This window comes from Ruegeria sp. AP7 (assembly GCF_056539905.1).
Genome location: NZ_JBQFVT010000016.1, coordinates 13,027 through 33,389 on the forward strand (window position 1 = coordinate 13,027; position 20,363 = coordinate 33,389).

The following is a 20,363-nucleotide window of genomic DNA, read 5'->3' on the forward strand; positions in this document are numbered from 1 at the left end:
TACATAAGAAGGGGACCGGCTTTGATCCTGATCAGATTGCTGCTTTTTGGCCTATGAATGCCAAGTTGTTCGCGGGCATCTGAACGACCTCGACCAGTTCGAGGTCGTTTTCAGAGAACAGCGCCATTATCTGGGTGTCATCTTTGTAGCCAATCTCTGGATCCTGATGAACCAATGCGTCGTGAAATCTCTGGTCGCCTTCGCTGGTCAAGCGCCCATGACGTTTGAAAGGGCCATATAGCACCAAACGCCCGCCCAAGTTCAAAACGCGCGCGGCTTCGGCAATCAAGGTTTCAGCCTCGGGTAAGCTGATCAGATGCAAGAGGTTGACCAGCACAACCAAATCTTGCCTTGCTATGGTTTTGTGCCAACCTGCCGCGGTTGCATCCAGATGAAGTGCAGGGGAAGTGTTTCTCAGCCCGGTCGAATAGGCGTCAATACTGGCGCGCCGTTCCAAGGTGACTTCGCTGGGTTGCCAATGAAGTCCGGGCATCCGCCGGGCAAAGGCCGATACATGCTGACCTGTGCCACTGGCCAGTTCCAATGCGCGGCCCGATGATGGGGCAACACGCGCAATCAGATCACAAAGCACCGCCGCGTTTCGGCTTGCTGCTGGGGCGACAAGCATGCCGTCATCACCTTCTGTGGCGACGCTTGCATTGGGGGGCAGTTTGCGCGGCGTCATCTGCGCAACCTTTCGGGCTTCAGCATTTGCACAGTTGTGGCATCAAGTGATGATTCAGTACCTGTTACAAGATCTGCCACAAGTTGCGAGGCAGCCGGGGCAGTCTGAAACCCGTATCCGCCCTGCGCGGCAGACCAGATAAAGGTTCGGTCTGTGGGATCTGGCCCCAGAACCAAAGTGCCGTCCGATACAAAGCTGCGCAGCCCGGCCCAGTTTGTTTCAACACGTGTCACCGGTTCTGTCACCATGGCCTCGTACCGTGCCAAACCTTCTGCCAGAACCAAGTCGTCGGCATAGGCATCATGGGGTGAGGTCGGGTCGGTCTCGCAAGGTGAAACGAGTAACTTTCCGGCATCGGGTTTGGCATACCAGGTCTCAGCGACCCCCAGCATCATGGGCCAGTCTTTCACATCATGCCCTCCAGGCGATGGTAGGCGGGCCATGGATCGACGAAATGGAGTAATACCGATTGGCTGGATTTCTGCCATTTGCGCCACCTCGTCCACCCATGCGCCGGCGGCATTTACCAAGTTACGGGCTTCAAAGGTGTCAGAGGCTTCAACGACCCATTGACCGGACTTGCGAATGCTGCCGACCTTCTCTCGGGTCAGGACTGATCCACCGTTGCGTCGGATGATCCGTGCATAATCCTGCAACATCCGGTCCGTATCTATGTCAAAGGCAGTATTGCTGATGGCAACATGTCCTACGGTGTCGGCATTCAGGATCGGGATTTGCTTTGTGGCCTCGTCCAGAGAAATTTGCTGAACTCCAAGGTCTTGAGCTTCCTTCAGGAACAACTCTTGTTGATCCTTGGCACCCACCAGCATCAATCCACGCGGTGTCAGGTATTCATTGACTTCAAAGAAAGCAGCGCTCTTTTCGTTCAGAGTTTTGACGGACGGCGGACCATATCCCTTTTCAAACAGGGCGGCGGACCGACCTGAGGTGTGATAGCCCAACGCATCCTCTGCTTCTAACACAGTTACGGTGCCGTGCTTGGACAGGCGGGCACCCGCGCTTAACCCGGCGATACCACCGCCGATAATCAGGAAATCAATCATACGTGTTCTTTCGCTTCCGGCCGCGGGATGATCAGTGTGACGCATAATAAACCCGTGACCCATGCTGACCATGGCACGCGTGCCTTCAAACGAAAAGACGCAAGCACCATGCACAGGAAACTTGATCGCAAGCGATCAGCCTGCTCTTAGTGCAATCAAAGCGAGATTCGGAGGCGGACGTGAACTCGGCAGACATTCACCCGATGGCAACGGGGCATATACCCTCTTATGTAACGCAGGCGGACGGTAGCGACTACCTCTTTACCTTTATGGTCATTTTCACCGTCGGTTTGGTGGTCCTGATCGGGGTCGCGTATTTTACGCTGCATTCGATCCCGGAAAAAATGGCGCATGAGAATAACCATCCACAGTTTCAGCTGGTTGGAATACTCGCGCTGTTGGCTTTGTTTACCCACAACGGAATATTCTGGATTGCGGCAATTCTTGTCGCGGGTTTTCAGTTCCCCGATTTTGCTGCTCCGTTACGGTCGATTGCAGATGCCATCCGATCCCTGGCACCGGGGCAGGATAAAGCCGTGGTTCCTGATCCACCCGAACCGGAAATTGAGCCCGAACCCTCAGAACCGGCAGCGCAGGGGCACTGAACCATGATTGAGACAATGCTGTGCGCGCTGATCACCGTGCTTCCCGATTATCTGTTCCGCCGCTTTGTTCAGGGCAAACGGATCGGACATGAGATTACTCTGTTCACCATGTGGTATGAATTGCGTTGGGGGTTAACGACCTGCGCTATTCTGGCACTGACGGTGATCACCACTTTGTTTTACTTCCATCCGGCCAGCAAAACGGCAGCCTCGTACTTCCGGACGGTCACGATCCTTCCACAGCTCGGCGGCCGCGTTTCCGAAGTTTATGTGCGCAACAATGAGCAGGTGACAGCAGGGCAGCCGATTTTCCGGATTGAGGATTTCGCGCAAACAGCACAGGTTGAAGCTGCCCATGCGCAAATCGCGCAGGTTCAAGCCTCATTAAAAGTGGCGGAAACCGATCTGGCCGAGGCCGAGGCAGGCATTGCGGGTGCACGCGCGGCTTTGGATCAGGCGCTTGAAGATCTCGAGCGGAATACAACACTGCGCGACGAAGGGTCCAGTGCCGTGCGCCTGGCCGAGATCGACCGGCTTGAAAATTTGGTCGCCGAGCGTGAGGCGCAAGTCACGGCTGCCACTTCCAAGCGCGCTGCGGTGGTGCAGCAGATCGAGGAACTGATTCCTGCCCAGCTAGCCAGCGCGAATGCTCAGCTTGACGCGGCATTGACCGAGCTGGACAAGACCATAATCAGCGCAGGTGTCACCGGTCGCATCGAACAATTTGGGCTGCAGGTCGGCGATTACGTGAGCCCGTTATTGCGGCCAGCAGGCATCCTTGTGCCGTCTTCTTCGGGGCACGACCGGTTTCAGGCTGCGTTCAACCAGCTTTCAGCGCAAGTGATCAAACCAGGCATGATCGGTGAAATCGGGTGCATGACAAAACCCTTCACAGTGATCCCTGTCGTCGTCGTCGAGGTACAGGATGTGATCCCTTCAGGTCAGATCAGGCCAACCGATGAATTACGTGACGTCCAGACCAATACCAAGCCAGGCTCGATCCTCGTCTATCTCGAGCCGCTTTATGAAAGCATGGTCGATGATGTGCCGCCGGGAAGCAACTGTCTGGCCAATGTCTACACGGATAACCACGCCAAGCTGGAAGACGAAAACCTTGGGTTCTGGGAAAAGTCATTCCTGCATGTGGTCGACACCATCGGCGTTGTCCACGCTGCGGGCTTGCGGTTGCGGTTGATCCTGATGCCGGTGAACACTCTGGTTTTGACTGGACACTAAAACCTGCTCCTAATCCATTACTTGGTGTTTGACCCGGTCCCTGGCAGCCATGTGTTCAACGTGGTTATGTCGCTGAACTTGCGCAGTCTGTGCTACGATGCCTCAGCATATCCTCAGCTGGCCATGATAGGCTGGGGATTTTTTTGGTGCATGGAGGTTATGATGGTTGATACAAATTCTGCATTTGTAGGAGATATCCCGGGAAATTACGATCGAGAGATGGGGCCGGTGATATTCGATCATATGGCCCGCATTATGGCGCAGAAAACAGCGGCCGTTTCGCCCAGACAGGTGTTAGAACTCGCTGCAGGCACAGGGATCGTGACCCGGCACGTGTCTAGTGCGTTGGAAGATGGGCATATTGTGGTCACAGACCTCAACGAACCGATGCTTGATATCGCACGCACTAAGTTCAGCGAGACGGATAATGTGACTTTTCAAACTGCAGATGCGCAGGAGCTTCCATTCGATGACGCAAGTTTCGACGCGGTTATCTGCCAGTTCGGTCATATGTTCTTCCCTGATCGTGCCAAAGCCTACGCCGAAGCGCTCCGGGTGTTGAAAACGGGTGGCATTTATTTGTTTTCGACTTGGGGCACGAACGCCGAGAACCCATATTCCGAACTGGTCATCGAAACATTATCCGTTGCATTTGATGGTCATCCTCCCGGTTTCATGAAAGTCCCGTTCTCGCTACACGATGCTGCCGCGATTCTGGATGAGGTTGCGCAAGCAGGGTTTGTCGAGCCACGTCACGAATACGTCGAACATGCCTCAACTGTTGCGAGTTTTGATAATTTTGCGCTGGGCCTGATGCTTGGCAGCCCAGCCTATTTTGAGGTTCTCGAACGCGATGGAGACCATGGTGAAATTGCCAGTGATCTCGCACACAATATGCGTGCACGTTTTGGTTCAGAGCCGTCGGCGATACCGCTGAAAGCCAATTTCTTCCAGATGGTGTCCCCTTGAACGGATGACCAAAAAAAGGCCCGCAGGATTCTGCGAGCCTTGATCTTATCTTACTGGGTTAGACTTTACTGCGGAATGTCGCCTTCCAGCCCCTCGATGTAAAAGTTCATCCCGGCCAGCGTGCCGTCATCAGCAACTTCGCCTTCAGCCAGCCAGGCGCTGCCGTCCTGTTTGTTGATCGGGCCGGTGAAGGGGTGATATTCACCTGCCGCCATCGCGGCTTTCAGGGCCAGCGCTTCTTCTTTGACATCAGCCGGTACCGCGTCGGAAATCTCACCGATTGCGACCATTCCTTCCCGGATGCCGTCCCAGGTATTTACACTCTCCCAGGTGCCATCCATGACCGCCTGTGTCCGCGCAATGTAGTAGGGTGCCCAATCATCGATGATCGATGACACACGCGGGAAGGGGGCGTATTCGCTCATGTCAGAGGCCTGACCGAAGGTTACCACATTGCCAGCTTCCTGCGCAGCAGCTTGCGGTGCGGTCGAGTCGGTGTGCTGCAGAATAACGTCCGCGCCCTGTTCGATCAGAACCTTGGCGGCGTCAGCCTCTTTAGCGGGATCAAACCATGTGTAGGCCCAGACGATTTTGAACTCGACATCTGGGTTCACCTTTTTGGCGTGCAAATAGGCTGAATTGATACCACGGATCACTTCGGGGATAGGGTACGACCCGATGTAGCCAATGACATTGGACTTAGTCATGTTGCCCGCAATGTGCCCTTGCACCGCGCGTCCTTCGTAGAAACGGGCCGAGTAGACCGAAACGTTGTCTGCGGTTTTGTAGCCGGTCGCGTGCTCGAACTTCACATTCGGGAATTTCTTGGCGACATTGATTGTCGGGTCCATGTATCCGAATGAGGTGGTGAAGATAAGGTCAGCACCTTCCAACGCCATCTGAGTCATCACGCGCTCGGCGTCTGGGCCTTCCGGGACCGATTCAACAAACACAGTCTCAACCTTGTCGCCGAACTCTTCCTCGACTGCCAGGCGACCCTTGTTGTGTTCATAGGTCCAGCCACCGTCGCCCACCGGGCCGACATAGACGAACCCGACTTTGGTCTTGTCTTGGGCCATGGCACCGGTGGCCAGACCCAGCGCCATGGCGGCGCTTGCCAAAAGTTTAGTGAATTTCATGTGTTACTCCCCAAGTTGGTTTAGTTAGCCCCTAGAGCGAGGCATGGAATGTACGGCCCAGTGAGGCAGGTGCGCTGCTCTTGTCGGCCGAAAGGATCACAAGCACAAGGATCGTGATAATGTAGGGCGACATTGCCAGATACTCGACCGGGATGGCAACGCCCGCCGCCTGTAAATTCAGTTGCAACACAGTGATTCCGCCGAACAAATAGGCACCCAGCAGAACACGCCATGGTTTCCAACTGGCGAACACCACCAGTGCAAGAGCGATCCAACCAACACCGGCGGTCATACCCTCGGTCCACTGAGGGACTCGGATCAGGCTGATATAGGCACCGCCAAGTCCTGCGCAGGCCCCGCCAAACAGGATCGCCATGATGCGGATCTTGATGACTTTGTAGCCAAGCGCGTGGGCGGCGTCATGGTTTTCACCCACAGCACGCAGGATAAGACCAACACGGGTGAATTTGAGCGTGGCCCAGACGGCGGCGATTATCGCGATGCCGACATAGAGGATCGGATCGTGTTGGAACAGGATCGGACCGACGACCGGAATGTCGCTGAGCAGCGGGATATGTATGTCGCCCATGCTGGGGGGTTTGATGCCCACATAGCTCTGCCCCATGAGCGCGCTGAAGCCCAATCCGAACAATGTCAGGGCAAGACCGCTGGCGACCTGATTGGCCAGCGCAAACTGCGTCAACAGCACGAATAGCAGCGATAGTACCGCGCCTCCGATCGCTGCCGCGATAAAGCCCAACCAGGGTGAACCGGTCTCAACCGAGATCGCAAAACCACTGATCGCGCCTACGATCATCATACCCTCGACGCCGAGGTTCAGAACGCCCGCCTTTTCGACGACCAGTTCACCAATCGCGGCCAGAAGCAGTGGCGTTGCCGCTACCATCAGCGAAGCGACCAGAAGGACGGGGTTAATCTCACCAAGGTCCATTATGCCACCTCGCTACGTGCCGCACGGATGCGGTAATTTGTCAAAAGATCGAATGCCAACAAGAAGAACAGCAGCATTCCCTGAAACACCTGTATCGCGGCGGCAGGCAGGCCTAGTTGAGACTGCGCAATTTCACCACCGATATAGGTCAGTGCCATTAGTCCGCCTGCCAGCAGGATACCTACCGGGTGCAGTCGGCCCAGAAAGGCCACGATGATCGCGGTGAAGCCATAGCCGACGTTAAAGTCGATGCTGACCACGCCCGAGGGGCCCGAGACCTCGAACATACCTGCCAGACCGGCAAGTGCACCGGACAGGCCAAGACAGAACAGGATCAAACGTGCTGGGTTCACGCCTGCAAATTTGGCTGCACGAGGCGCCTCACCTGTCAGGCGAATGTGAAAGCCCAGCATGTGCCGGTTCAGCAGAACATATGAGAAGATCACTGCAATAAATGCCGCAACTACACCCCAGTGCATACCTGAACCTGCGATCAGTTCCGCATTGTGTGCACTTTCATAACTTTGCAGGTTGCGCGATCCGGGAAAACCAAACCCTTCGGGGTTCTTAAGCAGACCCAGCGAAACCGAGGCCAAAAACTGCTCGGCCACATAGACCAGCATCAGAGAGACGAGGATTTCGTTGGTTCCGAACCGAACCTTAAGAAAGGCCGGAATCATTGCCCACAGCCAGCCGCCAAACGCGCCTGCGATCACCATGATGGGAAAGATGAAGAACGCATCCATCGGATAGAATGCCAGTCCAGCACCCGCCCCGAAGATGGCTCCCATGATATATTGACCCTCAGCACCGATATTCCAGATACCTGCGCGAAAACCCAAAGACAGGCCTATCGCAATCAGCACCAAAGGCGCACCTTTGACCAACAGTTGAGGGCGGTAGTAGAATGCGAACTCGCCAAACAGCGGTTCCCAGAAAATTGTTCCGATCGCCTCAACCGGATTTTTGCCCAGTATAGCGAACAGCAATCCGCCAAAAACCATCGTGGCCAACACCGCCACCAAGGGGGTCGCATATGACCAAGCCTTGGATGGCTGAGGTCGTTTCTCCAGCACAATCACCCGATTATCCCCCCGCTTTCTTCATCTTTTTGAAAATATTCTCGTAGAAGGCAGTTCAACACGTCAGACATGCGCCACCTCCATGCCATGTGCTCCGCCCATCATCAGGCCAATCTCATCAACCGTCAGGCCGGTGGTCTCACGCGGCGCACTCAGACGCCCTTCGTTTAACGCGGCAAAGCTGTCCGAGATTTCCATGAGCTCATCAAGGTCTTGGGAAATACAGATCACTGCCGTTCCCTTGGCCGCAAGATCCAGGATCGCCTGTCTGATCGAGGCAGCAGCAGCAGCGTCCACGCCCCAGGTTGGCTGGTTCACCACCAACACATCGGGATTCTGTAACACCTCGCGCCCGATCACAAATTTCTGCAGGTTCCCACCCGAAAGCGAGCGTGCTGCATTCTCAGGTCCGGGTGTCCGAACGTCGAAAGCGCTGATGATTTTCTCGGCGAACTCTTTGGTTTCGTTCCACTTTAGAAAGCCGTTGCTTTCCAACCCTTCGCGGATCGATCCGGTGAGCAGGGCATTTTCAGTCAGACTCATATCAGGGGCAGCTGCGTGGCCCAGCCGTTCTTCAGGGGCGGTCAGCACACCAAGTTTCCGCCGGGCCGTCGGACCGAGCTTGCCAATCGCTTGACCATTGAACTTGATCGCATCCGCAGCAGTTGGAATCTCTCCTGACAGAACACCCAGCAATTCGTCCTGACCGTTTCCGGCAACGCCACCGATGCCCAGAACTTCGCCCTTGCGGACGGTCATGTGAACATTGCGCAACGCTGTGCCAAATTCCGAAGGCGATGGCACCGAAAGGCCACTTACATCCAGCGCGACTTCGCCAAACTCCCGACCGGATCGTTCTGGCGTTTGCAACGTCGAGCCGACCATCATTTCGGCCATGTCACGGGCGGAGGTTTCGGCGGGCACACACTCGCCTACATTCTTGCCCAGACGTAGGATCGTGGCGTGGTCACACAGCGTTCTGATTTCTTCAAGCTTGTGTGAGATATACAGGATCGAGGTGCCTTCGGAGCGCAATTTGTTCAGCGTTTCAAAAAGGATATCGACTTCCTGAGGGGTCAGAACCGATGTTGGTTCATCCATGATCAACAGCTTGGGGTCTTGCAGCAGGCAACGGATGATCTCGACCCGCTGACGCTCTCCCGCAGACAGGTCGCCCACTGTGCGATACGGATCCAGCGGCAGGCCATAAGTTTCCGACACCTCGCGGATGCGGGACGCCAGATCACCCATCGCAGGAGGGTTTTCCATACCAAGCGCGATGTTTTCGGCGACGTTCAGGGCATCGAACAATGAAAAGTGCTGGAACACCATCGCGATCCCATCAGAGCGCGCTGCCCGAGGTTCAGGCGGTGCAAAAGCCTGGCCACGCAGCAGCATCGAACCGCTGTCGGGCTTCACCAGGCCATAGATCATCTTGACCAGCGTTGATTTGCCCGCGCCGTTTTCGCCCAGCAGGGCATGAACCTCGCCCTCACCGATGTCGAAAGACACCTGATCATTGGCCACGACGCCGGGATAGGCCTTGGTCAGCCCTTGAAGACTTAGAAGTGGAGTGGTCACGCGCTCAGGTCCTTCTTCAGTTCATTCTGCCGGGCCGGACGCAGAAGTTGCGCTGCGACCCCAACGGCGATCATCTGCGGGTGTTTGCCCAGATTGGGGTCGCCAATCGGGCAGGTAATCCGACCTATACGTGCGGGCGGATGTCCCAGCGCCGCCAGTCGCGACCGGAATCGCGCCCATTTAGTAGCTGAACCAATCAACCCGGCAAAACGGAAATCGTGCAAAAGCAACCTGTTGCACAGTTCCAGATCCAGATTGTGTGAATAAGTAAGCACCAAATGCTCGGCCTCAGGCGGTGCATGTCGCACCAGTTCTGCAGGTTTGGCCGCCGGCACGGCAGTCACCCCCGACGGAATGCTGCTGGGAAAACGCTCGGGACTGGTATCAACCCATGTGATTGCAAGATCGGGCAGGGGGGAAAGAACATCCACCAACGCACGGCCAACATGCCCTGCACCCCAAATCCAGAGGTTGCGGGTGGGTTCGTGGATGGGTTCGATCATCCATCCCTCGATCAGCTGTGGCTCGGGTGCGACGCCTTGAGCGCGAGACCGCGCGAATACGCGTTTAACCGCCATAGGCTGAACCTGAGTATCCAGCGGGTCCTCTTTTTCGCATTCCTGGGTCACAGGTCGTGCGACGACCGTACCTTCAATATGCGTTAAAGAAGCGTTGTCATATATCTCCGAAAGTAGCGAAACTGCTCCGCCGCAGCATTGGCCCAAATCAGGGCCAAGTGCATGCTGGCTCAACCGTGACGGTTTGGATTGGCGACGTGCAGCTTCAGCGGCCTGATATTCCAGCGTGCCGCCGCCGATGGTGCCGCTTTGCCCGTCCTTCCATACCAGCATCGAAGCGCCAACTTCGCGCGGTGATGATCCCTTGATCCCGGCAATGACGACCCGAACCACCTTGCCGTGGGTTTTGACCGCCTCCCTCAAAGCCTCCCTGTCAAATCCCATCAGGTATCTCCCTTTACCCTTTGAATTCCACGCCAGACTTCTTCTGCGGTGGCAGGCGCATTCAGCGCGGGATAGCTGGTTCCACATGCGGCCACCGCGTTCGATAGGGCCAACCAAGCTGATATGCCCAGATTGAAGGGTGGCTCACCAACCGCTTTCGAACGATAGATCGTGTCCTCGCGGTTCTCACCATCCCAAAGCGCGACATTGAAGATATCGGGTCGGTCAGAACAGGCCGGTATCTTGTAGGTGGACGGTGCGTGCGTGCGTAGATTGCCTTTGCCGTCCCAGACCAACTCCTCTGTAGTCAGCCAGCCCGCGCCCTGAACATAGGCACCCTCGACCTGCCCGATATCCAACGCCGGGTTCAGGGACGCACCCGCATCATGCAGGATATCGGTGCGCAATATACGGTTCTCACCGGTCAGTGTATCGACAGCCACCTCAGTGATGGCTGCGCCATAGGCAAAGTAGAAGAAGGGGCGCCCATGACCTTTGATCCGGTCCCATTCGACCTTCGGAGTTTTATAGAATCCGGTTGCGGACAGGCTGATGCGCCCCTGATAGGCCAACGCTGCGGCTTCGGCGAAGCTATAGCTTTCTTCGCCCACTGCAACTTGCCCGTCCGCAAATGTCACGGTCGTGGGGTCGGCCTGATGTCGTTCCGCCAAATAATCCGCCATCCGGTCACGGATTGTGTCGCAGGCTGCTTTGACCGCCATGCCGTTCAGGTCACTTCCTGACGAGGCCGCGGTGGCGGATGTATTCGGTACCTTGGCCGTATCGGTGGCGGTAATTTTCACCAGCTCAAGTGGTATGCCAAAACGCGACGCTGCAACCTGAGCGACCTTCTGGAACAAACCCTGGCCCATCTCGGTGCCGCCGTGGTTCAGGTGGACCGAGCCGTCCTGATATACATGCACCAGCGCACCGGCTTGGTTCAGGTGGGTCAGTGTAAAGGAAATGCCAAATTTAACCGGGGAAAAACCGATTCCCTTCTTGATCACGCTATTCTCGGCATTCCACGCGTCAACCGCCTGCTTACGGGCGGCATAGTCGCTAGACTTCAGCAAAGCTGTTGTCATGCCATGCAGTTCGCAATCGCTGACTTCCATCCCATAAGGCGTGGTGTTGCCGCCTGCGGGTACCGGGCGAACCGGTGCATCGCCCATCTCAACCGCGCCTCGGCTGGTGAGGTCCTCATGCGGGTCAGGATGGCCCAGAGGTTTCTGAGCAACCGGGGGATCGGCCACCTCATGCGCCGGTTCATAGTAGTTCCGGCGGCGCAGCTCGATCGGGTCCAGCCCCATAACATGCGCCGCGTGGTCCATTACGCGTTCAATCCCAACGATCCCTTGCGGACCGCCAAACCCACGATAGGCAGTGGCAGACTGGATGTTGGTCTTCAGCCGATGGCTTTCGATCCGGGCATTTGGCAGCAAATAGGAATTGTCCGCATGCAGCATGGCGCGATCTGCAACCGGAAGAGACAGATCCTGCGCCCAACCGCACAGGGCATAGTGAACAAACGAGACGCCCTGAATATGTCCGTTTTCATCAAACCCGGCTTTATACGAAATCCGGAAGCCATGGCGCTTGCCCGTGATCGTCATATCGTCATCACGGTCATAGCGCATCTTGCAGGCCTTGCCAGTCGCACGTGCGGCGATAGCGCAGGCGACGGCCAAAGCGTTGCCCTGGCTCTCCTTGCCGCCAAAACCTCCGCCCATACGGCGTGTCTCAACCCGGACCGCGTGCATGGGAACACCCAGTGCATCGGCCACCTTGTGCTGTATCTCGGTCGGGTGCTGAGTCGAACTGTGCACCAGCATGTCGGCGCCCTCATTCGGCACGGCCAGTGCGGCCTGACTTTCCAGATAGAAATGTTCCTGCCCACCGATTTCAAACGTATCTTCGACGATATGTGCCGCATCTGTGATGGCGGCCTCTGCATCCCCCTTGGCGTAGATACGCGGGCCGTCCTCGAATCGGCTGTCAGCGGCAAGGGCCTCCTCGACTGTCAGAATCGGTGCTTCATCGGCATAGTCGATCTTGCCCAGCCGGGCCGCTTTTCTGGCAGCCAGATGGCTGGAGGCGACGACAAGAAATACCGGTTGACCGATATAGTGCACCGTTCCATCCGACAAAAGCGGCTCATCATGGATTGATGGGGATACGTCGTTCGCAAAGGGCAGGTCATCAGCGGTGATCACCGTCTCAACGCCGTCAGCAGCCCTTACGGCAGACAGATCCATGGCTCTGATTTTACCTTTGGCGATCGGGCTTAGTCCGAACGCCAAATGCAACGATCCCTTTGGTGTCGGGATGTCGTCGACATAGCGCGCTGTACCGGCCACGTGCAGTGGTCCAGTGTCGTGCGGAAGGGATTTGGCGACACTCATGCCGACACCTCCAGTACATTGGACAGTTTGCCCTGATCCTCGTTGTAGTATCTGACAAGCATCGCCTTGGCTGTTTCCAGACGATACGTGGCCGAGGCCCGCATATCGGTCATCGGCGCGTAATCTTCCGCAAAAGCAGGCAATGCGGCGTTAATTGTTTCGCGCGTCCATGGCTGGCCGGTTAGCGCAGCCTCGACTGCCGTTGCACGTTTTGGAGTTCCAGCCATGCCGCCAAAAGCAATGCGAACCTGCTCGACTGTGCCGTTGGTTGCGGTGATGTTGAAACACCCGCAAACGGCCGAGATATCCTGATCGAACCGCTTGCTGAGTTTGTAGCACTTCAACCGATCGGCCTGACGCGGGAAGCTGACGGCCTCGACAAACTCACCCGGCGCGCGATCCTGTTTGCCGTAATCAATGAAAAACTCTTCCAGAAGGATTGACCGGCGGGCGTTCCCCTTGCGCAGGTGCAGTGTTGCTCCCAAAGCAATAAGGGCAGGGGGATTATCTCCGATGGGCGAGCCATTGGCGATGTTGCCACCAACTGTTGCCGCGTTTCGGACCTGAACGCTGGCATAGCGCCGAACCATTTCTGCATAAGACGGATGCAGATCGGCAAGCGCATCGCCCATGCGGTTCATGTCGACCATTGCGCCAAAGCGGATTTCTTCATCGGTGATCGTGATCTCTTTCAGATCTTCACAACGATTAAGAAAGATTACGGGATCAAGGTCGCGCAGCTGCTTCGTGACCCAAAGTCCGACATCCGTTGCCCCAGCAACTAAAGTAGCATTTGGATTTTCAGAGTAAATCTTGGCGAGTTCATCCGACGAACCAGGCAACCTGGCAGGGGTCGACTGGATAGACACCGGCTTATCTTTGACCCACACGGGAACTGGATGTGCTTCGGCGGCCTCAGCCGCCCGGATGATTGGTGCATAGCCCGTGCAGCGACACAGGTTTCCGGCCAGTTGATTGTCGTGATCCGTCGCGCCATTGGTGTGACTTGCCACCATCGACATCACAAAGCCAGGCGTACAGAACCCGCATTGCGAGCCATGCAGATCCACCATTGTCTTCTGAACCGGGTGAGCGTCTCCATCTGGGCCGCTCGCGCCTTCGACAGTGCGCACCGCTTTACCGTGAAGTTGCGGCAGGAACATGATGCAGGAATTCACCGCCTTGGCACCGTCCTCATCGGTCACCATGACAGTGCAGGCTCCGCAATCACCTTCGTTGCAGCCCTCTTTGGTGCCGGTAAGGCCGCGATCCTCGCGCAACCAATCCAGCAAGGTCGCCGTCGGATCGATATCCTCCAGCTCCACTGTCTCTCCGTTCAGAAGAAACGTGATATTCATGAGTGAAACCCGTCGCGTTACCCAGTTGCGCCCTTTGGATGCTCTCCTTCGATGCGACGTAGAAAGAGTGGCGGGCGTGTAGCTTGCCATCTGATGTTAGAAACAGGCTGTGCGATCTGGCAAGAAAAACTGTCTCTGTGATGCATCATATGGCGCGAATTGTGGTCAATTGCCGCATCTATCTATCGTTCAGTGCTCTGAAATTAAAGTATTTTCTTGGATCGGGCTTGCGGGAGTTCAGAAGCACCTTCAGAAATATCCGAATAATCCGCGCGATTATTTTGCCGAATCCATGGGGTGGGTTCCTGCTTTTGCATCCCTGTTTGCTGGGATAGCTTGCAGGAATGAGCAGCCATCCCCGATTCATTCACCTCCGCGTTCACACCGAATATTCTCTGCTGGAAGGTGCCGTGCGGCTAAAAAAGCTGCCGGGTCTTTGCGAGAAGATGGAAATGCCCGCCGTTGCGGTGACCGACACAAACTCCATGTTCTCGGCGCTGGAGTTTGCCGTGACCGCCAGCGGGGCGGGCATTCAGCCGATTATGGGCTGTCAAGTTGATCTGACCTACGTACAAGCACAGCCGGGTGAGAAGCCGAAGGCGCCTGCGCCCTTGGTTCTTCTGGCTCAATCCGAGGTCGGTTATGAAAACCTGATGAAGCTCAGCTCGTGCCTTTACGTGGACAAGGGCGGGCAGTTGCCGCAGGTTACATTAGACGAATTGTCAAAGCACTCGGACGGCTTGATCTGTTTGACGGGTGGGCCGGATGGGCCGGTTGGGATGTTGTTGCAACAAGGCCAGCGCCCAGCGGCCGAGGCTCTGATGGATCGACTGGCAGGGATGTTCCCAGACAGGCTTTATGTCGAACTTCAGCGTCACCCAGGTGAAGATGGTCAGCCCGAGGCCGAACGCCTGACCGAGCGCGGCCATGTCGAGATGGCTTATGCCAAGAACCTGCCGCTAGTCGCCACAAACGATGTCTATTTCCCGACCACGGACATGTACGAGGCGCATGACGCGCTGATCTGCATCGCCGAAGGTGCCTATGTTGACCAGCAGGAAGGCCGCCGCCGCCTGACCGCACAGCACTATTTCAAGTCTCAGCAAGAGATGGTGACCCTATTTGCCGATCTGCCCGAGGCGATTGAAAACACGATTGAGATCGCCAAGCGCTGCGCGTTTATGGCCTATCGCCGCGATCCGATCCTGCCAAAATTTGCTGATGACGAAGTGGCAGAATTGCGCCGCATTGCGAATGAGGGCCTGCAGAAGCGTCTGGCGGTGATCCCGCACGCGGTGACACCGGAAGAATATCAAGAGCGTCTGGATTTCGAACTCGACATCATTGAAGGCATGGGGTTCCCCGGCTATTTCCTGATCGTTGCCGACTTTATCCAATGGGCAAAGGATGAAGACATCCCGGTTGGTCCGGGACGTGGCTCGGGTGCGGGCTCGCTGGTGGCCTATGCGCTGACGATTACCGACCTTGACCCACTACGTTATTCGCTGCTGTTCGAACGGTTCCTGAACCCCGAGCGGGTCTCGATGCCAGACTTTGATATCGATTTCTGCATGGACCGCCGCGAAGAGGTGATCCGCTATGTGCAGCAGAAGTACGGGCGCGACAAGGTAGGTCAGATTATCACCTTCGGTGCACTCCTGTCGAAAGCTGCCGTGCGTGATATCGGGCGGGTCCTGCAAATGCCCTACGGGCAGGTGGATCGACTTTCCAAGATGATCCCGGTCGAAGGCGTTAAACCCGTTTCCATTGAAAAGGCATTGAAGGATGAACCGCGCCTACGGGAAGAGGCACGCAGCGAAGAAGTTGTCGACCGCCTTTTAACTTACGGCCAGCAGGTCGAAGGATTGCTGCGCAACGCCTCAACCCACGCGGCTGGTGTGGTGATTGGCGACCGTCCTTTGGATGCACTGGTGCCGATCTATCAGGATCCGCGCTCGGACATGCCCGCGACCCAGTTCAACATGAAATGGGTAGAACAGGCCGGGTTAGTAAAATTCGACTTTCTGGGCCTGAAAACGCTGACTGTGATCCAGAATGCTATGGATTTGATCTTCAAGTCTGGGCGGGATTTGCATATCGCGCCCGACGGCGCGGAACTCTATGAACCTGCCGAAGGAGCGGTAAACCAGATCAACGCCATCCCGCTGGATGACGAGATGACATACAAACTCTACTCGGCGGCCAAGACCGTGGCGGTGTTCCAGGTGGAATCCTCGGGCATGATGGATGCGCTCAAGCGTATGAAACCCACCTGCATTGAGGACATCGTGGCCCTTGTGGCGCTCTATCGTCCCGGCCCGATGGAGAACATCCCGACCTATTGCGAGGTCAAGAACGGGCTGCGCAAAATCGAATCCGTGCATCCTCTGATCGACCATATCCTTGAGGAAACCCAAGGCATCATCGTCTATCAGGAGCAGGTGATGCAGATCGCGCAGGTCATGGCAGGGTACAGCCTAGGCGGTGCCGACCTGCTGCGCCGCGCTATGGGCAAGAAGATTAAAGAGGCGATGGATGCCGAACGCCCCAAATTCGAAAAGGGCGCGGGTGAGAATGGCGTTGATGTCAAGAAGGCCTCCGAGGTCTTCGACCTGCTGGAAAAGTTCGCCAACTACGGATTCAACAAATCCCACGCTGCCGCCTATGCGGTCGTCAGCTACCAGACCGGCTGGCTAAAGGCGAACCATCCGGTCGAGTTCATGGCGGGCGTCATGAACTGCGATATCCATCTGACCGACAAGCTGGCTGTCTATTTTGAAGAGGTCCGAAAGGGGCTGGAACTGCCCTATGTGCCGCCCAGCGTGAACCGATCTCAGGCGACGTTTGACGTGGTGGAAGGGCATCTGGTCTATGCGCTGGGTGCGCTGAAAAACGTGGGTGTTGAGGCGATGAACCTCGTCGTCGATGGGCGCGCGGACAAGCCATTTGTGAACCTCTTCGATTTTGCTCGCCGTGTTGATCTGAAAAAAGTCGGCAAGCGCCCGCTAGAGATGCTGGCGCGTGCCGGTGCGTTCGATGAACTCGACAAGAATCGCCGTCGCGTGTTTGAAAGCCTGGACCCGCTGGTGCAATATTCAGCCGCCATCCATGATCAGAAAAACTCAAACCAGGTGTCGCTGTTTGGTGAGGCAGGAGATGACCTGCCCGAACCTCGGCTGTCACCCACACCAGACTGGCTGCCTGCCGAGAGATTGAGCGAAGAATTCAAGGCCATCGGGTTCTATCTGTCCGGCCATCCGCTGGATGATTATATGCCTGCATTGAAGCGTAAACAGGTGCTGACACTAGATCAGGTGACCGAAAAGGCGCGCTCTGGTCCGTTCATAGCAAAGATGGCCGGTGTCGTCGCCGGACGGCAAGAGCGAAAGTCGGCGCGTGGCAATCGGTTCGCATTTGCTCAGCTCTCTGACCCCACCGGAGCATTCGAGGTCACGCTATTCTCAGAAACACTAGAGAAATCCCGAGAGTTTCTGGAAACCGGCGCTCAGGTCGTATTAACCGCCGAAGCCACGATGGAGGCGGATCAGCTCAAGCTGTTGGGTCGGTCAGTTGGTCCGGTCGACGTGGTGGTCGCCGAGGCTGGGGCCACAGGCCTGCGTGTATTTGTGGAAGATTCAAAGGTTTTGCCAAGCATGGCGAAAGTGTTGGAAGACGCAGATAGCAACGCCAAAAGGGCTGCCAAAGGCCCAGTTTACGTCTGCCTGCTTGATCCCGGTTTGCCGGGGGAGGTCGAATTGGATCTGGGACGAAACTATGCGATCAATCCCCAGATCAAAGGTGCCCTCAAATCGCTTGAGGGAATCTCGGAGATCGAGGAAGTTTGACCACAAACCGAATTGTTGCCTTAAGCGATGTGCCCAGCTAGGCTGACTGAATAACCTTAGGGGTCATTTCACAGGAGGGTTCCGAAATGACGAATTCAGGTATTGATTTCAGATCACTTAGCCTAGCGGTGGCATGTGCTTTGGCGTTGGCCACTGCCGTTCAAGCGGACGACAAGAAGAAAAATACTGTTACTGGCGCTCTGGTTGGTGCAGGCGTCGGTGCTTTAGTCGGAGACGGCAAGGGGGCCGCGGTCGGTGGTGTCGCCGGGGCGATTATCGGACATAACTGGAAGTGATCATGATGCTGAAAAATTCCATCAAATCCACCGCCTGTGCCGCGCTTTTTGTCCTTCCAACATTTGCTGTGGCTGACGATTCTGCAGAGCAATTGGTGCAGGATGCCTTGCCCGTGATGCACTATACATGCGCATCGATCGCGGAAGAGGCTGATGGCGACGAAGAATTTGTCGTGGCTGTGGTTGGAAAGATGACGGCCCTGTCGCTTTACAACCGCCAGATCAATATCGAGGATCATGCAGCCACTGACGAGGAAAAGGCCCAACTACGCGAAGCCTTCATTGCCGCTCTGTCCGAGAGCTGTGCCGCAGACAAGAACGCCCTTCTGGGCGGGGTGGTCGACAATGCGGTGAAATCGACACTGGGGTTGTGATCACTCAATAATGCGGCGGACGTTCGTCGCCGAACACAACTCCGCCTGAGCCTTCCTGCGCCCGTTCGGCCTCGCGCTGCAGTAACATCTCAACACGACGGGTCAGGCGGTCGATCTCGCTCTGTTGGTTTGTGACGACCGAGTTCAGCTCTTCAACCGTGCGGGTCAGATGGGCGATCTGTTCTTCCAGATGCTGCATGGGGCTCTCCTTATAGGCGTCTCATAGCGACCCCGGCAGCCCATGACCAGTGAAACCCCGCCTTGCTCCGATGCGGGCCATGGGATAGACCGCGCGCGGAACACTAAATCCCAAGGACGCCCCACATGGCCAAGCCCAAGAAACAGCCCCGCCCCAAGGCCGTAACGCCGAAAGGGTTCCGTGACTATTTCGGCGAGGAAGTCACGCAGCGCACCGAAATGCTGCGGACGATTGCGGGCGTCTATCATCGTTACGGGTTCGATGCCTTGGAGAGCAGTGCGGTTGAGACCGTCGAAGCGCTGGGCAAGTTCCTTCCGGACGTGGATCGCCCAAACGAGGGCGTGTTTGCATGGCAGGAATTCGACGAGGGCGGCAATGGCGACTGGATGGCTCTGCGCTATGACCTAACTGCGCCTCTGGCCCGCGTCTATGCGCAGCACCGCAACGATCTGCCGACGCCTTATCGCCGTTATGCGATGGGTCCGGTCTGGCGGAACGAGAAGCCGGGGCCAGGGCGGTATCGCCAGTTTTATCAATGTGATGCGGATACGGTGGGCACGGCCTCGATGGCTGCGGATGCCGAGATTTGCGCGATGCTGTCGGACACGCTGGAAACCGTCGGCATACCACGTGGTGACTATCTTGTGCGCGTCAATAACCGCAAGGTTCTGAATGGTGTGCTTGAGGCGATGGGGCTGGGCGAAGACTTGGCCGCCCGCGATAATGTTCTGCGCACTATCGATAAGTTCGATAAGGTCGGTGAGGCAGGTGTGCGAGAGCTGTTGACCAAGGGGCGACTGGATGCCTCTGGGGCGTTCATTGATGGTGTTGGTCTCAGCGAAGATCAGGCCGAACCTGTGATCGCGTTCCTGACCTCGAAAGCTACCGACACCGCTGGTACGCTGGCCAACCTGCGCGCCGCCGTGGGCGACAGCAAGATTGGCGCGGATGGCATTGCCGAGCTGGAGCAGATCGGTGCACTGCTGGATACGGGTGGGTATGGATCGGACCGGATCGAGATTGATCCTTCGGTTGTCCGTGGCCTCGGCTACTACACTGGGCCGGTTTATGAAGCCGAACTGACCTTCGAGATATTCGACGAGAAAGGCCGCAAGCGGCAATTCGGGTCGGTCTCAGGCGGTGGTCGCTATGACGATCTGGTCAAGCGTTTTACCGGACAGGAAGTGCCCGCGACGGGTATTTCGATCGGTGTTGATCGTTTACTGGCCGCGCTCCGCGAAAAGGGTCGGATCGCAGCGCAAGCCACCGGTCCGGTGGTCGTCACCGTCATGGATCGGGATCGGATGGCCGACTATCAGGCCATGGTAACCGAGCTGCGCAATGCAGGTATCCGGGCCGAGGTGTATCTGGGCAACCCCAAGAACTTTGGCAACCAGCTGAAATACGCAGACAAACGGAACTCTCCGATCGCTGTGATCGAAGGTGGTGACGAAAAAGACAAGGGAATTGTGCAAATCAAGGATCTGATTCTTGGCGCAAAGATTGCCGAAAGCGCCACGCTTGAGGAATGGAAAGAACGACCCAGCCAGTTTGAAGTGCTGCGCGGAGATCTGGTCGCCAAGGTGCGCGAAATTTTGGACAGTCAGGACTGAC

At 56.5% G+C, this 20,363-nt stretch carries 17 protein-coding genes; 7 read left to right on the forward strand and 10 right to left on the reverse strand.

Going from position 1 to position 20,363, the window contains the following annotated elements; genetic code table 11:
• Positions 1-31: 31 nt before the first annotated feature.
• Together ACR0KN_RS20050 and ACR0KN_RS20055 are read right to left on the reverse strand one after the other, a co-directional pair.
• Positions 32-685 (reverse strand): DUF938 domain-containing protein, encoded by a 654-nt coding sequence (locus tag ACR0KN_RS20050; RefSeq protein ID WP_480656020.1) that lies wholly within the window; start codon positions 683-685, stop codon positions 32-34.
• Positions 682-1,749 (reverse strand): NAD(P)/FAD-dependent oxidoreductase, encoded by a 1,068-nt coding sequence (locus ACR0KN_RS20055; protein WP_480656022.1) that lies wholly within the window; start codon positions 1,747-1,749, stop codon positions 682-684. The genes ACR0KN_RS20050 and ACR0KN_RS20055 overlap by 4 nt, the downstream gene beginning before the upstream one ends.
• Positions 1,750-1,928: 179 nt before the next feature.
• Between ACR0KN_RS20055 and ACR0KN_RS20060 the strand changes: the two genes are divergently transcribed.
• The 3 genes from ACR0KN_RS20060 to ACR0KN_RS20070 all read left to right on the forward strand — a co-directional run bounded on the left by ACR0KN_RS20060 (position 1,929) and on the right by ACR0KN_RS20070 (position 4,559).
• On the forward strand, positions 1,929-2,354 hold the full coding sequence (locus ACR0KN_RS20060) for a hypothetical protein (RefSeq protein ID WP_480656024.1): 426 nt from the start codon (positions 1,929-1,931) through the stop codon (positions 2,352-2,354).
• Positions 2,355-2,357: 3 nt separating this feature from the next.
• Complete coding sequence (locus ACR0KN_RS20065) at positions 2,358-3,590, forward strand: HlyD family secretion protein (protein WP_480656026.1); 1,233 nt, start codon at positions 2,358-2,360, stop codon at positions 3,588-3,590.
• Between the two features lie 162 nt (positions 3,591-3,752).
• Entirely contained in the window at positions 3,753-4,559 is an 807-nt protein-coding gene (locus ACR0KN_RS20070; RefSeq protein ID WP_480656028.1) for a class I SAM-dependent methyltransferase, read from the forward strand.
• A gap of 65 nt (positions 4,560-4,624) precedes the next feature.
• Here the strand turns inward: ACR0KN_RS20070 and ACR0KN_RS20075 are convergent, their stop codons facing one another.
• The 7 genes from ACR0KN_RS20075 to xdhA all read right to left on the reverse strand — a co-directional run bounded on the left by ACR0KN_RS20075 (position 4,625) and on the right by xdhA (position 14,035).
• Positions 4,625-5,698, reverse strand: a complete 1,074-nt coding sequence (locus tag ACR0KN_RS20075; RefSeq protein WP_480656030.1) for a BMP family ABC transporter substrate-binding protein — start codon at positions 5,696-5,698, stop codon at positions 4,625-4,627.
• A gap of 31 nt (positions 5,699-5,729) precedes the next feature.
• The gene (locus ACR0KN_RS20080; protein ID WP_170780656.1) at positions 5,730-6,650 is read right to left on the reverse strand and encodes an ABC transporter permease; all 921 of its coding nucleotides are present in this window, start codon (positions 6,648-6,650) and stop codon (positions 5,730-5,732) included.
• Complete coding sequence (locus ACR0KN_RS20085; protein ID WP_010443302.1) at positions 6,650-7,732, reverse strand: ABC transporter permease; 1,083 nt, start codon at positions 7,730-7,732, stop codon at positions 6,650-6,652. The genes ACR0KN_RS20080 and ACR0KN_RS20085 overlap by 1 nt, the downstream gene beginning before the upstream one ends.
• Positions 7,733-7,795: 63 nt before the next feature.
• Positions 7,796-9,313: an ABC transporter ATP-binding protein gene (locus ACR0KN_RS20090; RefSeq protein WP_480656032.1), complete on the reverse strand. Its 1,518-nt coding sequence runs from the start codon at positions 9,311-9,313 to the stop codon at positions 7,796-7,798.
• Positions 9,310-10,275 carry a xanthine dehydrogenase accessory protein XdhC gene (gene xdhC / locus ACR0KN_RS20095; protein ID WP_480656034.1) on the reverse strand — a complete coding sequence of 322 codons (966 nt, stop codon included), beginning with the start codon at positions 10,273-10,275 and terminating at the stop codon, positions 9,310-9,312. The genes ACR0KN_RS20090 and xdhC overlap by 4 nt, the downstream gene beginning before the upstream one ends.
• Positions 10,275-12,677, reverse strand: coding sequence for a xanthine dehydrogenase molybdopterin binding subunit (gene xdhB / locus ACR0KN_RS20100; RefSeq protein ID WP_480656036.1), 2,403 nt, complete (start codon positions 12,675-12,677; stop codon positions 10,275-10,277). The genes xdhC and xdhB overlap by 1 nt, the downstream gene beginning before the upstream one ends.
• Positions 12,674-14,035 carry a xanthine dehydrogenase small subunit gene (gene xdhA, locus ACR0KN_RS20105; protein WP_480656038.1) on the reverse strand — a complete coding sequence of 454 codons (1,362 nt, stop codon included), beginning with the start codon at positions 14,033-14,035 and terminating at the stop codon, positions 12,674-12,676. The genes xdhB and xdhA overlap by 4 nt, the downstream gene beginning before the upstream one ends.
• A 344-nt stretch (positions 14,036-14,379) precedes the next feature.
• Between xdhA and dnaE the strand changes: the two genes are divergently transcribed.
• The 3 genes from dnaE (at position 14,380) to ACR0KN_RS20120 (ending at position 18,550) form a co-directional block, all read left to right on the forward strand.
• Positions 14,380-17,880, forward strand: coding sequence for a DNA polymerase III subunit alpha (dnaE, locus tag ACR0KN_RS20110; protein WP_480656040.1), 3,501 nt, complete (start codon positions 14,380-14,382; stop codon positions 17,878-17,880).
• 86 nt (positions 17,881-17,966) lie between these two features.
• Positions 17,967-18,176 (forward strand): YMGG-like glycine zipper-containing protein, encoded by a 210-nt coding sequence (locus ACR0KN_RS20115; protein ID WP_010443296.1) that lies wholly within the window; start codon positions 17,967-17,969, stop codon positions 18,174-18,176.
• 2 nt (positions 18,177-18,178) lie between these two features.
• Entirely contained in the window at positions 18,179-18,550 is a 372-nt protein-coding gene (locus tag ACR0KN_RS20120) for a hypothetical protein (protein ID WP_480656042.1), read from the forward strand.
• 4 nt (positions 18,551-18,554) lie between these two features.
• On the opposite strand, the gene ACR0KN_RS20125 is transcribed toward ACR0KN_RS20120, so the two are convergent.
• Complete coding sequence (locus ACR0KN_RS20125) at positions 18,555-18,749, reverse strand: SlyX family protein (RefSeq protein ID WP_010443294.1); 195 nt, start codon at positions 18,747-18,749, stop codon at positions 18,555-18,557.
• Between the two features lie 125 nt (positions 18,750-18,874).
• Here ACR0KN_RS20125 and hisS point away from each other — a divergent pair, with 125 nt between their 5' ends.
• Positions 18,875-20,362 carry a histidine--tRNA ligase gene (gene hisS / locus ACR0KN_RS20130; RefSeq protein WP_480656045.1) on the forward strand — a complete coding sequence of 496 codons (1,488 nt, stop codon included), beginning with the start codon at positions 18,875-18,877 and terminating at the stop codon, positions 20,360-20,362.
• Position 20,363: the final 1 nt, after the last annotated feature.